Raw genomic sequence first — 13,833 nt, 5'->3', positions numbered from 1 at the left:
GATGGTTTCGTTTTCCCTCTCTCTTCAGCGCTTTCAATACAAGGAGACAAGCATGCGCATCCGTTTCGCTCTCGCCGGCCTGGTGGCCGCACTGGTGGCCACCGGGGCCGCCCAGGCCCAGGACTTCAAGCCGCGCCTCGTGCGCTTCGGCTATGGCCTGGTCGACGATTCCAACCAGGGCCGCGCGGCGCGCCTGTTCGCGCAGGAGGTCGAGAAGGCCTCCGGCGGCAAGATGAAGGTGCGCACCATCGGCAACGCCGCCCTGGGCTCCGACACCCAGATGCAGCAGGCGCTGATCGGCGGCGCGCAGGAGATGATGGTGGGCTCCACCGCCACGCTGGTGGGCATCGTGCCCGAGATGGCCGTGTGGGACACGCCGTTCCTCTTCAACAACGTGAAGGAGGCCGACGCCGTGCTCGACGGCCCGGTCGGCGAAAAGGTCAAGGCCAAGCTGGAGCCCAAGGGCATGGTCGGGCTGGTCTACTGGGAGAACGGCTTTCGCAACCTCACCAACAGCAAGCGCCCCGTCAACAAGCTGGAAGACCTGGGCGACATCAAGCTGCGCGTGATGCAGAACAACGTGTTCCTGGACAGCTTCAAGGCCCTGGGCGCCAACGCCGTGCCGCTGCCGTTCTCGGAACTGTTCACCGCCCTGGAAACGCGCGCGGTCGATGGCCAGGAGAACCCGTTCAACACGGTGGTGTCCAGCAAGTTCTACGAAGTGCAGAAGTACCTCACGGTGACCAACCACGTCTACAGCCCTTGGATCGTCACCGTCAGCAAGAAGTGGTGGGACACCCTCTCCGCCGCCGAAAAGAAGGTGCTGCAGGACGCCGCCGTCAAGAGCCGCGACTTCGAGCGCAAGGACACGCGCGAAGAAGCCGCCAAGGCCCTGGCCGACCTCAAGACCAAGGGCATGCAGGTCAACGAATTGCCCGGCTCGGAAGCCAACCGCATGCGCGAGAAGCTCGCCAGCGTGAACACCGGCATCGCCAAATCGGTCGGCCAGGAAACCTGGGACGCGGTGAACGCGGCCGTCAAGCAGGCACGCGGCGCCCAGTAACCCGGCACGCATGGGCTCGCCCCGCGGCCACGGGCCGGGGCGGGCCGACACATGCCCTTTGCCTACAGACGGAGCGGCCTGCGGGTTTACCATGGGCGCTCCGCCAGCCCGTTGCCAACACCCGCCAGCATGCCCATCCACGACACCGTTGAAGCCGTTACCCGGCGCATCCGCGAGCGCAGCGCGCCCACCCGCGCCGCCTACCTTGCCCAGCTCGAAGCCCATGCACACCGCGACCGCGGCGCCGACCGCCTGGGTTGCGCCAACGTGGCGCATGCCTTCGCCGGCATGCCCGGCAACGACAAGCTGCGCGTGGTGGCCCAGAAGGCACCCAACGTCGGCATCGTCAATGCCTACAACGACATGCTCTCGGCCCACGCGCCGCTGCAGCACTACCCCGATCTGATCAAGGACGAAGTCCGAAAGCACGGCGCCACCGCGCAGGTCGCCGGCGGGGTGCCCGCCATGTGCGACGGCGTCACGCAGGGCACGCCCGGCATGGAGCTGAGCCTGTTCAGCCGCGACGTGATCGCCATGGCCACGGCGGTGTCCCTGAGCCATGACGTGTTCGACGCCGCGCTCATGCTGGGCGTGTGCGACAAGATCGTGCCCGGCCTGCTCATCGGCGCGCTGCAGTTCGGCCACCTCCCCACTGTCTTCGTGCCGGCCGGCCCCATGACCTCGGGCCTGTCGAACAACGCCAAGGCCAAGGTGCGCGAGCAGGCCGCGCAAGGCCTGGTGGGTCGCGCCGAACTGCTGGCCGCCGAATCCGCCGCGTACCACAGCGAAGGCACCTGCACGTTCTACGGCACCGCCAACAGCAACCAGATGCTGCTGGAAGCCATGGGCCTGCACGTGCCCGGCACCGCCTTCATCAACCCCGGCCAGGCGCTGCGGCAGGAACTGACCCGCGAGGCGGCACGCACCGTGCTCGGCCCCGCGTGCCCGCCCATCGGCAAGGTCATCGACGAGCGCGCCATCGTCAACGCCATGTCGGCATTGCTCGCCACGGGCGGCTCCACCAACCACCTCATCCACTGGGTGGCCGTGGCGCGTGCGGCCGGCATCGTCATCGACTGGGACGACTTCGCCGCGCTGTCGCACGCCGTGCCGCTGCTGGCCCGCGTGTACCCCAACGGCAGCGCCGACGTGAACCAGTTCCAGGCCGCGGGCGGCCCGGGCTACGTGCTGCGCGAACTGCTCGATGCCGGCCTGATGCACGAAGACGTGCTCACCGTGCGGCCCGGCGGCATCCGCGAATACACCCGGCTGCCCCATAGCGACGCCGAAGGGCGCCTGGGCTGGACCGACATCGGCGCCAGCGGCGACGACGGCGTGCTGCGCCCGGCCACCGCGCCGTTCAGCGCCACCGGCGGCCTCAAGCTGCTGCAGGGCAACCTGGGGCGCAGCGTGATCAAGGTCTCTGCCGTGCCGGAAGACCGTCACGTGGTCGAGGCGCCCGCCGCCGTGTTCGGCTCGCAGGCCGAACTGCAGGCCGCCTTCCAGGCCGGGCAGCTGGACCGCGACGTGATCTGCGTGGTGCGCTGGCAAGGGCCGCAGGCCAACGGCATGCCCGAGCTGCACAAGCTGACCCCGCCGCTGGCCGTGCTGCAAGGCAAGGGCTACCGCGTGGCACTGGTGACCGATGGCCGCATGAGCGGCGCATCGGGCAAGGTGCCCGCCGCCATCCACGTCTCGCCCGAAGCCAACGCCGGCGGCGCGCTGGCGCGGGTGCAGGACGGCGACGTCATCCGGCTGGACGCCGTGGCAGGCACGCTCGATGTGCTGGTCGATGCCGCCACCTGGCAGGCCCGCACGCCCGCCGTGCTGCCGCCCGCACAGGCCGAAGACAACGCCCACGGCTGGGGCCGTGAACTGTTTGCCGGATTCCGGCGCAACGCGCTTAGCGCAGAAGAGGGAGCCTGCTCGTGGCTGTGAACGACGACGACACCAACCAGAACCACGGCAACGCGGCCTTCACCGCCGTGCAGGTCATGCGCGACGCGCCGGTCATTCCGGTCATCGTGCTCAACGATGTGGCCCACGCCGTGCCCGTGGCCCGCGCCCTGGTGGCTGGCGGCATCCGCATGCTGGAGGTGACCCTGCGCACCCCGCAGGCCCTGGCCTGCATGGAAGCCATCGCCCGCGACGTGCCCGAAGCGGTGGTCGGCGCCGGCACCGTGCGCAGCGTGGCCGATGCCCAGGCCGCTGCGCGCGCCGGGGCCCGCTTCGCGGTGAGCCCGGGATTCACCCCCGCGGTCGGCCGCGCCTGCCGCGACCTGGGGCTGCCGCTGCTGCCCGGCGTGGCAACGGGCAGCGAAATCATGATGGCGCAGGAAGAGGGCTTCAACGCGCTGAAGTTCTTCCCCGCCGTTCAGGCCGGTGGTCTGGCCATGCTCAAGGCGTGGCAGGGGCCGTTCGGCGATGTGGTCTTCTGCCCCACGGGCGGGATCCAGCCGGGCAATGCGGCGGAGTTTCTGGCGCTGGGGAATGTGGCCTGCGTGGGCGGGTCTTGGCTGGTGCCGGGGGATGCGCTGGCCCAGGGGGACTGGGCGAGGGTGACCGAGTTGGCGCGAGGGGCCGTGGCGCTGCGCGCGAAGGTTTGAGGCGAATGGACTGCTGGCGCTGATGGGGAGTGCTGGCCATTGTCCCCAAGCAGTCGGTGGGTTGCGGTTTGTTTTTGATCGCCTTGGTACCTCCTTATCTGGCAAACAATTGCTACCGCGACAGCGACCGGCCGGGAGCTAGCAATTGTCCCGGCTTCTGACCAACTGGTTTAGGCTGGGTGCGGCCATTCGCTGCATGCTTCGCGGCTGGCCGCTATCGACCGAAGCGCCAGTAGCAAAGCCCGTCGAGATCCGCCAGCGTCCGAGGGCTTCATAACGCGGTTCCCACTTAAAATTCCCAGGACCACTTTGAGGCTTAACGATATGAACGGTGTAGATGACGTCATGTTCAGGAGCAGGCTGCAGTCCATGCTCGAACTGCAGGATGGCATCAACAGCAAGATTCGCCCCGATTGGCGCGACGCGAACAACGCCTGGTTCCGGGCGATTTGGACGGAATGCGCCGAACTCGTGGACCACATCGGCTGGAAGTGGTGGAAACATCAATCCCCAGACATACCCCAAGTCCGTTTGGAACTGGTCGACATCTTCCATTTCGGATTGAGCGAGCTCTTGCAGCAGCACGGCGCGGCAGACGACGCTGCAACAAAGCTCCTCGGTACCTACGTCGTCTACGGAAAGCGCAGCGGCGCTGACGTTGACGACTCTGCGGAGCGCATCGCCCTGGTGGAGGCTTTCGCGAAGTCGGTCCTGACCACGAAGCGCTTCGACTTGGCCGAGTTCTGCGAGCTCGCCAGTGCGGTTGGCCTTGAAGAGCAGACACTCTACGAGATGTACGTGGGAAAGAGCGTGCTGAACGGTTTCCGGCAGGACCATGGCTATAAGGCGGGCACTTATATCAAGACTTGGCAAGGTCGCGAAGACAACGTGTGGCTGGTTGAGTTTGCAGCGGGCCTAGACAAGAACCCGGCCACCTTCGCGGCCGAACTCTACGGCCAGCTATCGAAAAAGTACGACGAGGTGGCACGTGGCCGTTGAGCTGCCGCCAACCGTTGCCGAGAACTGGAAGTTTTTTGTCAGTGCGCAGCTGTGGCCACGAGCGACACGTTTTGACCCCAAAGGCTGGCTCGAGAACTTCGATGTCGCCGACCAAAAGTACGCCATCCGCTTGCTAGAGGGCTTCACCTACTTCGCGGACGAGCTGGTGGGCGCGCTGTTCCAGGGTGCCTTCCAGAACCTTTCGCAGTTGGTTGTCCAGAACAAGGACAACTACTTCTCGGCCAGCTCGCAGTGGACCCAATTCCTGGAGTCGGCCATCGTCGTCCGCGCCGAGGGCAACTACAGCAGCGATGCAGACAGTGGCTTTATCTTCGCCCGGCTGGCTCGCAACAAGCTTGGAGTGCAGGAGGAGCAGTTGCTCTCGCCAGCGAAGGCACTTGACCAGCTGAAGGCAACCCAGCGCGGCAATGTCATCTTTGTCGACGACTTTGTCGGTTCCGGCGAACAGTTCGAGAACACGTGGACAAAGATTCACCAGCTGTCTGACCTGGGAGCGGCGTCGTTCAAGTCGCTCGTAGCCACTATCGGGTCAGGCGCGGTGGCTTTCTATTACTGCCCGTTGATTTGCACCGATGTCGGTCGTGACTACATTGCCCGCAAGTGCCCGCTGGTGAAACTTGTGCCTGCCCACGCCCTTCCGGAAACGTACAGTGCCCTGTCCCCCAGCTCAGTGATTTGGCGGGACGACATGAAGGTCGAAGGCCCCCTCTTTGTCGAGCGCGCGAGCGTAAAGGCCGGCATTCCATTTCGCGATGGACAGGAGGGGTGCTGGATGGGCTACAGAAAATTAGGCCTTGCGCTCGCCTTCGAACATGGGTGGCCAGATGCTGTGCTGCCTATCTTTACGCACCAAGAGAACGGCTGGAAGCCGCTCCTGAAGAAATAGCCATGACGAGCCAGAACGGGTCTATCGACAAGCTGAGCACGGTGCTTGGCCTCTACAAGGCGGAATGGCTTCGCGAGCAGCTGTTCGACTTGTTCACCGTACCGGGCTACTTCGATTTGCTAAAGACGAATCGGCCGTGTGTACTCATTGGAGGCCGGGGCACTGGGAAGACTACTGTTCTGCAGGGCCTGTCGTACCAAGGTCAGTTCGCCTTTGCCAAATCTGACAAGAGTGTCATCGACACTTGGCAATTCTTTGGCCTATACCACCGCGTAAACACCAACCGCGTGACCGCTTTCCGGGGACCGGAGCTTTCTGAGGAAAGGTGGCGCGCCTGTTTTGGCCACTATCTGAATTTGGTGTTCTGTACCCAGCTCCTGGAGTTCGCCTGCTGGTACGAGCTTCAAACGGACAGAGATCTGTCGCTAGACCCGAATGACCTTGCAGCGTTCCGCGCGACCCTCGGCCTCAAGTCTGACGGCCGCCTAGCCGACCTGGCTCAGGAAGTCAGACTTCAGATGTTGGGGTTCGAAGCGTCTATCAACAGCATCGTGGACTCGCCACCGACCTTTCTGTCGATGCAGGGCGCGCCGGTGGACGCGCTTGCCTCGGCGTTGCTCCACACGAAGGAGCTGGCCGGCAAGCAGTTCTTCTTCCTCATCGACGAGTTCGAGAACTTTGAGGACTATCAGCAGCGCATCCTCAACACTATCATCAAGCACTCTCAGGGTGCCTACACATTTAAGGTCGGTGTCCGAGAGCTCGGATGGCGAGAGCGTTCAACGCTGAATGGGAACGAGCAGCTGACCTCTCCCGCGGACTACGCACGCATTTCCATCGCGGAGATGCTGACGGAATCTCGCTTCAAGTCGTTCGCCGAGGGCGTTCTGTCGGCTCGATACCAAGGAACCGTTGAGGGTACGGCTGTTGTCGCAGATTTCCCTTCGCTATTCCCTAAGCTGGACGATCTTGATGAGGCCGCGCGCCTGATTGACAAGGGTCAAGAGTCTCGCGTCCGTAAGGCGATTGAAGCGGCTAGCTCGCCAGCGCAGCGCGAGGCGGCAAAGGCACTTCCGATTGGCGTTCAGTACTTCTTGGACTATTGGGCGAGCTCCCATAAGGGGACGACTACGCTCTCCCAGGAGGTTGACGCGTGGCTTACGGACACTTCTTCCAGCAAGGACCGCTTCAACAACCACTTCCATGCATCTTTGTTCGCCATCCGCAACGGCAAACGAGGTATTCGGAAGTACTACTGTGGCTGGGACGTCTACCTATCGCTCTGCGAAGGCAACATCCGCTACCTTCTTGAGCTGGTGCACTCCGCGCTTCTCCTTCACGACGAAGAAGGCGGCGAGCCGTTCTCGCCTATTAGCGCCGAAGTTCAGACCCGAGCTGCGCAGGCAGTCGGGCGGAAGAACCTATCCGAACTGGAGGGTCTCAGCGTCGACGGCGCGCGGTTGACGAAGCTACTTTTGAGCCTCGGTCGGGTCTTTGGCGTTCTGGCTGAGTCTCCGGCCGGACACACGCCGGAGGCGAACCAGTTCCACCTCCGCGAGGAGCAGGTGTCCGACAGTGATGGGAAGGCCATGGACCTGCTCAAGCACTCGGTGATGCATTTGGCGTTGGTCAGGTATGCCGGCAGCAAGCTGCTGGACGAGCGGGATACCAAGGCCTACGACTACATGATTCACCCCATCTTTGCGCCCTTCTTTGTCTTTAGCCACCGGAAGAAGCGAAAGATTCTGCTGACGACGGCAAACCTGTTGAACCTGGTGGACAAGCCGAGGGAGGGCATCGAAGCCGTTTTGAAGCTCAACCACAGGGAGTCCGAAGCGGACCTTCCCGACCAGATGCAACTGTTCGGCGACTTCTATGCGTGAGTTGAAGCGCGAGCCGATTCTGACCGACACCTTTGAGTCGGTCAGTCACTTTACGCCCGTGCCTGGAAGCGCGTACATCTATCGCGTCAGCAATGAAGACCGCAGCAGTCACACCGGACAGTGGCGACAGGGCTGCAAGGATGTTCAGTTCATCGAAGTTACCACTGAATCCGTCTCTGGTTTCCAGGTGTCCGGCGTAGAGGAGGAGTTCTTCCTGCGGAGCGCCGCATCGCTTTCCAGGCTACTTGCTGCATGGGGAATAGGTCGAGTCCTCTACGTCGACATCACCGGCCTAAGCCATCCAACCTGGGCTGCGCTCATCCGAGCGGCCATTGCCGCGAGGATGGAGGTGCGTGCTGTCTACGTGGAACCATATCGGTACAAGCGAAGCGCGGCACCGCTGGAAGGCCAAATCTACGACCTGAGTGCACGCATCGCGGGCATCGCGCCAATGCCGGGCTTCGCAACGATTTCCACAACGGAAGAATCAGTCTTCGTGCCGCTGCTGGGGTTCGAGGGGGCAAGGTTTCGTCATGTCATCGAGCAGGTGCAGCCAAGCCACGAGCGGATAGTGCCGGTGGTGGGCATCCCAGGCTTCAAACCCTGGTACATCTTCGAGACCTACATGGGGAACAGGGCTGCACTGGAGGAGACAAGCGCCTGGCACCACATCGAGTTCGTGCCTGCGAATTGCCCCTTCAGCTGTTTTTACCTTCTGCAGGAATTGGCTCGGCGCCATCCCAACTCCACGTTGAAGGTCGCCATGATTGGCACGAAGCCCCACGCGCTCGGCGCTGTGATGTTCGCGTTGACGTCGCCGAGCCGTATTGAGCTCATCTATGACAACCCGATTCGCAAGGAGGGCCGCACCGACGGCCTAGATAGGCTCTTGGTATATCACGTTGGCGCAATCACCGCAGGTGCAGGCGGCAGCTCAATGACGAGCGGAGCGGGGCGGCGCTGATGGACCGTTTCTATACATCACCCGAGCTTGCCGATGCGCTGGTCGGCCTCGCGACGCCGCGTCGTAGCGCGCTTTCGATTGCCGACTTTGCATGTGGCGAGGGCAGTCTGTTACTGGCCGCCGAGCGTCGCTGGCCCGCGGCTTCGATAATTGCCAATGACGTCTCCGCCGCGTCTGTGGCCAGCCTGCGAAAGAGCCGACCTCAGTGGCGGACAGCATGTTCGGACTTCCTGAAACCGCGCTCTGTGCGGTCGTCGTCGCTCCGGAATCATCTTGCAGGCGTTGACTTGGTCCTGCTGAACCCTCCGTTCTCGCGCAGGAACCGACAGACGTTCGAGGTTGTGGTTGGAGAGGAGGTGTTTCACACCAGCATCGCGATGGCGTTTGTCGTCAACAGCATTCCGTTTCTACGGCCGGATGGCGCCATCTTGGCAGTTCTACCTGACGGATGCTTGGTGAGCGAGCATGACGAGTCTGTATGGAGGGTTCTGCGCAAGCAGTTCCACGTCGAGGTGATTCGCGACAACGCGCGGTCTGCATTCCAGGGCGTAAGGGCACGCACATGCCTCGTTCGTATGACGAAGTTGAGGATGCCTTTGGCTGCCACCGAGCATGTCACCAGCCCACCGACGCTTGCGATTGTGCGCGGCCGCGTCCAGATGCATTCTCGCAAAGTGGTCTCGTCCCGTTCAGGCAAGCCGTTGGTCCACACGAACCATTTGCAGAATGGTGCTGTAACGAGCTCCGGAGTGCATGTCGTGGGGGCCGTCCTCACTGGTCCGGCTCTCCTCTTCCCTCGCGTCGGACTTGTAACGCCGGGGAAGTTGTGCGTGCTCGGCAAGGGACGACGAGTGACCTTGTCGGACTGTGTTCTTGGCGTGGCTTGCGAATCGGAGACCGAGGTTGAGTTGTTAAGGCAAATGGTGCTCGCCGATTGGCCCACCTTCGCGTCTGCCTATCGAGGAACGGGAGCGCCTTACATCACGCTTGAACGTGCGTCAAGGATCCTATCCAGCATCTCGACAGACGGTCGATTACTTCTGACCGAGACTTCAAGGGAAGCATTGACATAGTCCTTCGACGCCTGATTTCACTGTGCGTGCTGGGCGATTTATGGGCGCCAACATCATTCGAACCAAACAACAACTCTAATCGCCCGATCTCCATCTGCACTGCGGCGAAGCTGTTTGACGATGTCGGCGGCGCTGGGCCTGCCGGGCGCGATGCTGCAGCCGCTGTCCAAAGAGTTCGGCTGGACGACGGACCAGATCTCCACCGCGCTGGCATTGCGCTTTGCACTGTTCGGGCTGATGGGGCCGTTCGCCGCCGTGCTGATGGAGCGCTGGGGCCTGCGGGCGGTGATGTGCCTGGGCCTTGCCCTGGTGGGCACCGGCATGGCGCTGGTCACGCTGGCCAGCCAGCTGTGGCAATTGTTCGTTCTGTGGAGCCTGCTGCTGGGCCTGGGCACCGGCCTGACGGCGCTGGTTCTGGGCGCGGTGGTGGCCAACCGCTGGTTCGTCGCACGGCGCGGCTTGGTCGTGGGGCTGCTGACGGCCAGCGCAGCGACGGGGCAACTGGCCTTCCTGCCCTTCGCGGCCTGGATGATCGAACACTGGGGTTGGCGCTCCGCCATCGCGCCGATCTTCATCGCCTGCGCGACAGTGGGCATGCTGGCACTGGCCTTCGTGCGCAACCGCCCGTCGGACCTGGGCCTGGCGGCCTATGGCGACAAGGCGCCGGCCGCGGCGACGCCCCCGCCACCCGCCATGGCGATGAACTTCGCCACGCCGTTCAAGGGTAAGCGTCTTCTCAGTACCCTCTGTTTTTGCTGAGGGCTGATGTGCAGGATCGGTGGTCCATGTACGCTGCGATGGTGGTAGGCGCCGTCTCAGCCCCCCTCTTGACGCGGGATCGACGGAAGAACTACAGCAGGTCGCTCTCGCCGTCGTTGACCTCGTCAACGAACGTGTCGTTTGACCAAGCCAGGCCGATGGCCTTGTTCAAGCGTTTGAGCAGGACGTTGAGGCTCTCACCGTCGCGACGCACGAGCATGGCCAGGCAGTTGCTGCCATCGGCGGCCGTGGCGACGCACTCGTGCGGTGGCAGCGCACCGATCGTGATGTCGCCGCCGTCCTCGATCAGGGCCTTGATGTAGTTCGTCCGAGACATCGTCGCTCAGACCTTGATCGCGGCGAGCCGGTCGTTGATCTCGATGCTGTCGAAGGCCAACGGGTCCCAGGTATCGGCACCGATCCATTCGACCAGGTTGTCGTGCTCGGGATCGTCAGGGTTCGCCATGGCCCGCACGAACTCCGCATAGCCCGGTGCGCCTCCGCAATCCTCCGGCGGCGTTGCACAGGCACCGCCGGCACAGAACGGGAGCACGAACTGCGGCATCGGTGCGATCTTCTTCTCGACCTTGATGCGGTGGTCCCAGTAGTCCCCGAAGTCGTAGACGTAGCTCAGCGTCGACCGGTTCAGGGCAGTGGTCAGTCGCGTGCTTTCGCTGGTGATCGAGCCAGGCTCGTCGTGCATCGGGTCTGGCGTGCCATAGCGCTCGCCGTCGCCAGCGATGAACTCGTGCAGATGCGAGTGGCCCCAGCCGAAGGCAGCCTGGACCACAAGATGCAGCTTGGCCAGGGTGATCGTCTCTGGCACCAGGACGCGGCGCCAGACCTTGGGCTTGGTGCCGCGCAATTCAATGTGCAGTTGCAGGATCGCCGCTGGTGCCTTGATCCGTTGGACCTTGCTCGCCATGCTCAAGCTGCTTGTCGTTGGTCTTCGGCGTGTCGGCCGATGTTCCACGGCAGCAACTCGTCGATGCGATTGATCGGATGGTCCGCAATGCGCCCGAGCACATCGCGCAGGTAAGCCTCGGGGTCGAGCCCGTTCAGCTTGGCCGTCTCCACCAGGCTGTAGATGGCCGCGGCGCGCTCGCCCCCAGCGTCCGAGCCCATGAACATGAAGTTCTTGCGGCCCAGGCTCACGCCGCGCAGCGCGCGCTCGGCGGCGTTGTTGTCGATCTCGATGCGACCGTCGTCACGGTAGCGCGTCAACGACCGGAGCCGTGTGAGCGTGTAGCCGATGGCGCGTGCGAGTTCCGACTTGGCACACACCTGCCCGAGCATCCCTCGCAACCAGGCGAACAGTTCCTCGAGCAACGGCCCGGCTCGCGCCTGCCGCTCCCGGCAGCGCTCATCCGGTGGGCGGCCGCGGATGTCGGATTCGATCGCATACAGCGCACCGATGCGCCGAAGGGCCTGTTCTGCAACCGAGCCCTGCGCCCGCCCCTGGCTCTCGTGCAGATCCCAGAATGGTCTGCGCGCATGCGCCCAGCACGAAGCCTCGATGACGTTGCCGTTTGCATAGAGCTTGGCGAAGCCGGCATACGCATCGGCCTGCAACACGCCCTTGAAGTTCTTCAGGTGCGCCTGAGGATGTTCACCCTTGCGGTCGGGCGAGTAACGCAACCACGCCGCGGGCGCGTCTGCACTCGCAGATGACCGATCGTCACGCACGTAGACCCAGAGCCGCCCGGTCTTGGTCTTGCCCCGCCCGGGCGAGAGCACCGCCACTGGCGTGTCGTCGGCGTGGAGCTTGGAGCCCGCCAGCACGTAGCGCCCGAGCGCTGCGACCAGTGGGTGCAAGAGCTTCTCGCTCTGGCCGACCCAGCCAGCCATCGTGGAGCGCTCGATCAGGACGCCCTCGCGTGCGTAGATCCGGCTCTGGCGGTACAGCGGTTGGTGGTCGCAATACTTGGCGACCAGCACGTGGGCCAGCAGCCCGGGGCCGGCCACGCCGCGTGCGATGGGCCGGCTGGGCGCTGGCGCCTGGAAGATCGATTCGCACGCCATGCAGGCGAGCTTGGGGCGCACGTGGCGGATCACCTTGAAGCGCGAGGGCACGTACTCCAGTTGTTCCGAGACGTCCTGGCCGATCTGCCGCAGCCGACCACCACATGCGCTGCAGCCGCAGGCCTGGCCGGCGGCATCGCGCCGCGCATCCGATGTCTCGGGCCGGTACACATGGTTCTCCCGCGGCAGGTGTGTGGGCAGGCTGCGGTCGAAGCCTTCGCTGTTGGCCGCTTGCGCCTTCGGTGTCTTGCCGACCGGTGCGAGTTCATGAGCAGTTTGAGCAGGGCGACTTCCGCGTCACGGGCCTGCACGACACGCAGCAGCGAGTCGACGGTGTGGGGTGCGTTGGCGGTGTTCGGCACGCCATCTACTATGCCATCGGACCTACCCGGAATCGACCGCGACCAGCGCGTTCAGAAGACGAATTCTTGAGCCCAGTTCAAGCTGCGAGCGCAGGCTGATCTGTGCGCATCGGCATGCGCCAGTCGATGCCTTCGAGCAGCATCGAGAGCTGTGCCGGCGTGAGCGAGACCTTGCCGCCTTGCGCCTGCGGCCAGACGAATCGGCCGCGCTCCAGGCGCTTGGCCAGCAGAAGCAATCCCTGGCCATCGAACCACAGCACCTTGAGCATGTCGCCGCGCCGGCCGCGGAAGACGAAGACGTGACCGCAGAAGGGGTTGGCCGCCAGCGCCGTCTGCACCATCGCAGACAGGCCGTTGAAGCCCTTCCTCATGTCGGTGTGGCCGGCAACGATCCAGACGCGGGTGCTCGTGGGAAGGCCGATCACGCCAGCGCCTTGAGCGTCTGCAGGACATGGCGCACGCTGGCTTCGTCGACTGCACCGCGCAATCGCACCCTCGCCCCGCCGACATCGATCTCGATGGTCCCGCCAGGCTGACGAGGCGCCGCCGCCGTGGGTGAAGGGCATGGCGCAACCGGAGCAGCTTCGATGGTGACGGGCAGCAACATCGGCGAGGGCTGCGGCGGCGCTGGCGTCTGGGGCTGCTCTTGCGTGCTCAGGTGCATCCGGCGCCATGCGAACAGCAGGTTCGAGTTGATGCCGGCCTGCAGCGCGACGGCGGCCACTGACGCGCCGGGCACCAGGCTTCGTGCGACCAGCTCGCGCTTGAACATCGGGCTGTGCTCGCGCCGACGGCGCTTGCTCGGGGTGTCTTGATCGTTCATTGATGTGCATTAGCGGTTCTTCATGCACACCATCGCAGCGTACATGGACCACCGATCCTGCACATCAGCCCTCAGCAAAAACAGAGGGTACTGAGAAGACGCTTACGATCCAGCCACTGGGCCAGCGGAGCGCGGAATCCGTCACAGTCTTCGGGGGTGGAGGCATCGTGCACCAGCGCCAACGCCGCGGTGCCTGTCGGCGCCCAGGCGATGCGGGCGCCGAGTTCCATGGCGCCTGCCTCCACGAGATCGTGCAATGGCTGCATCCCGCTAAAAAGCCGCGCGCTGGCCGACACCTCTGCGACGACGCAATCCTCCAGCAATGCCACCCGGGGAGTGAACTGCAAGGCCCAGATGCCGAGAGCAGTCACA

Annotated in this window: 13 protein-coding genes and 2 pseudogenes; 9 read left to right on the top strand and 6 right to left on the bottom strand. The window is 64.0% G+C overall.

Translation table 11 applies throughout. The features are described from left to right. Positions 1-52: 52 nt before the first annotated feature. The 9 genes and pseudogenes from M5C96_RS13485 to M5C96_RS13445 all read left to right on the top strand — a co-directional run. Positions 53-1,063: a TRAP transporter substrate-binding protein gene (locus tag M5C96_RS13485; RefSeq protein ID WP_272563692.1), complete on the top strand. Its 1,011-nt coding sequence runs from the start codon at positions 53-55 to the stop codon at positions 1,061-1,063. Positions 1,064-1,192: 129 nt separating this feature from the next. Continuing rightward, positions 1,193-3,001, top strand: a complete 1,809-nt coding sequence (gene edd, locus M5C96_RS13480) for a phosphogluconate dehydratase (protein WP_272563691.1) — start codon at positions 1,193-1,195, stop codon at positions 2,999-3,001. A gap of 56 nt (positions 3,002-3,057) precedes the next feature. Further along, positions 3,058-3,669, top strand: a complete 612-nt coding sequence (gene eda / locus M5C96_RS13475; RefSeq protein WP_272569712.1) for a bifunctional 4-hydroxy-2-oxoglutarate aldolase/2-dehydro-3-deoxy-phosphogluconate aldolase — start codon at positions 3,058-3,060, stop codon at positions 3,667-3,669. Between the two features lie 369 nt (positions 3,670-4,038). Beyond that, positions 4,039-4,668 carry a dUTP diphosphatase gene (locus M5C96_RS13470; protein ID WP_272563690.1) on the top strand — a complete coding sequence of 210 codons (630 nt, stop codon included), beginning with the start codon at positions 4,039-4,041 and terminating at the stop codon, positions 4,666-4,668. After that, a complete protein-coding gene (locus M5C96_RS13465) occupies positions 4,658-5,575 on the top strand; it encodes a phosphoribosyltransferase-like protein (RefSeq protein ID WP_272563689.1) in 918 nt (305 codons plus the stop codon). Before M5C96_RS13470 ends, M5C96_RS13465 begins: the two co-directional genes overlap by 11 nt. A 2-nt stretch (positions 5,576-5,577) precedes the next feature. Beyond that, positions 5,578-7,458, top strand: a complete 1,881-nt coding sequence (locus M5C96_RS13460; protein WP_272563688.1) for an ORC-CDC6 family AAA ATPase — start codon at positions 5,578-5,580, stop codon at positions 7,456-7,458. Then, entirely contained in the window at positions 7,451-8,422 is a 972-nt protein-coding gene (locus M5C96_RS13455; RefSeq protein WP_272563687.1) for a hypothetical protein, read from the top strand. The genes M5C96_RS13460 and M5C96_RS13455 overlap by 8 nt, the downstream gene beginning before the upstream one ends. After that, positions 8,422-9,495: a methyltransferase gene (locus M5C96_RS13450; protein ID WP_272563686.1), complete on the top strand. Its 1,074-nt coding sequence runs from the start codon at positions 8,422-8,424 to the stop codon at positions 9,493-9,495. The genes M5C96_RS13455 and M5C96_RS13450 overlap by 1 nt, the downstream gene beginning before the upstream one ends. A 78-nt stretch (positions 9,496-9,573) precedes the next feature. Beyond that, positions 9,574-10,218 (top strand): annotated as a pseudogene (locus M5C96_RS13445) (MFS transporter); the annotation flags it as partial. A 127-nt stretch (positions 10,219-10,345) separates the two neighbouring features. Here M5C96_RS13445 and M5C96_RS13440 read toward each other — a convergent pair. The 6 genes and pseudogenes from M5C96_RS13440 to M5C96_RS13415 form a co-directional block, all read right to left on the bottom strand. Then, positions 10,346-10,591 carry a hypothetical protein gene (locus M5C96_RS13440; protein ID WP_272563685.1) on the bottom strand — a complete coding sequence of 82 codons (246 nt, stop codon included), beginning with the start codon at positions 10,589-10,591 and terminating at the stop codon, positions 10,346-10,348. Positions 10,592-10,597: 6 nt separating this feature from the next. Continuing rightward, positions 10,598-11,179 carry a plasmid pRiA4b ORF-3 family protein gene (locus M5C96_RS13435; protein ID WP_272563684.1) on the bottom strand — a complete coding sequence of 194 codons (582 nt, stop codon included), beginning with the start codon at positions 11,177-11,179 and terminating at the stop codon, positions 10,598-10,600. 2 nt (positions 11,180-11,181) lie between these two features. Beyond that, a pseudogene (tnpC, locus tag M5C96_RS13430) lies at positions 11,182-12,567 on the bottom strand (IS66 family transposase); the annotation flags it as partial. A gap of 148 nt (positions 12,568-12,715) precedes the next feature. Then, entirely contained in the window at positions 12,716-13,063 is a 348-nt protein-coding gene (gene tnpB, locus M5C96_RS13425) for an IS66 family insertion sequence element accessory protein TnpB (protein WP_272563683.1), read from the bottom strand. Next, positions 13,060-13,461: an IS66-like element accessory protein TnpA gene (gene tnpA, locus M5C96_RS13420; protein WP_272563682.1), complete on the bottom strand. Its 402-nt coding sequence runs from the start codon at positions 13,459-13,461 to the stop codon at positions 13,060-13,062. Before tnpA ends, tnpB begins: the two co-directional genes overlap by 4 nt. 71 nt (positions 13,462-13,532) lie before the next feature. Further along, complete coding sequence (locus tag M5C96_RS13415) at positions 13,533-13,832, bottom strand: hypothetical protein (protein WP_272563681.1); 300 nt, start codon at positions 13,830-13,832, stop codon at positions 13,533-13,535. Position 13,833: the final 1 nt, after the last annotated feature.

The sequence above is a fragment of the Acidovorax sp. GBBC 1281 genome (genome assembly GCF_028473645.1).
In the GTDB taxonomy this organism is placed as follows: domain Bacteria; phylum Pseudomonadota; class Gammaproteobacteria; order Burkholderiales; family Burkholderiaceae_C; genus Paracidovorax.
Note: the sequence above shows the minus strand (reverse complement) of the source record. Positions and strands in the feature narration are given on the sequence as shown.

Excerpts from the sequence above, each read along its gene's own strand:
- M5C96_RS13485 (WP_272563692.1), top strand. The coding sequence starts at position 53 with ATGCGCATCCGTTTCGCTCTCGCCGGCCTGGTGGCCGCACTGGTGGCC.
- edd (WP_272563691.1), top strand. The coding sequence starts at position 1,193 with ATGCCCATCCACGACACCGTTGAAGCCGTTACCCGGCGCATCCGCGAG.
- eda (WP_272569712.1), top strand. The coding sequence starts at position 3,058 with ATGCGCGACGCGCCGGTCATTCCGGTCATCGTGCTCAACGATGTGGCC.
- M5C96_RS13470 (WP_272563690.1), top strand. The coding sequence starts at position 4,039 with ATGCTCGAACTGCAGGATGGCATCAACAGCAAGATTCGCCCCGATTGG.
- M5C96_RS13460 (WP_272563688.1), top strand. The coding sequence starts at position 5,578 with ATGACGAGCCAGAACGGGTCTATCGACAAGCTGAGCACGGTGCTTGGC.
- M5C96_RS13455 (WP_272563687.1), top strand. The coding sequence starts at position 7,451 with ATGCGTGAGTTGAAGCGCGAGCCGATTCTGACCGACACCTTTGAGTCG.
- M5C96_RS13450 (WP_272563686.1), top strand. The coding sequence starts at position 8,422 with ATGGACCGTTTCTATACATCACCCGAGCTTGCCGATGCGCTGGTCGGC.
- M5C96_RS13440 (WP_272563685.1), bottom strand. The coding sequence starts at position 10,591 with ATGTCTCGGACGAACTACATCAAGGCCCTGATCGAGGACGGCGGCGAC.
- M5C96_RS13435 (WP_272563684.1), bottom strand. The coding sequence starts at position 11,179 with ATGGCGAGCAAGGTCCAACGGATCAAGGCACCAGCGGCGATCCTGCAA.
- tnpA (WP_272563682.1), bottom strand. The coding sequence starts at position 13,461 with ATGAACGATCAAGACACCCCGAGCAAGCGCCGTCGGCGCGAGCACAGC.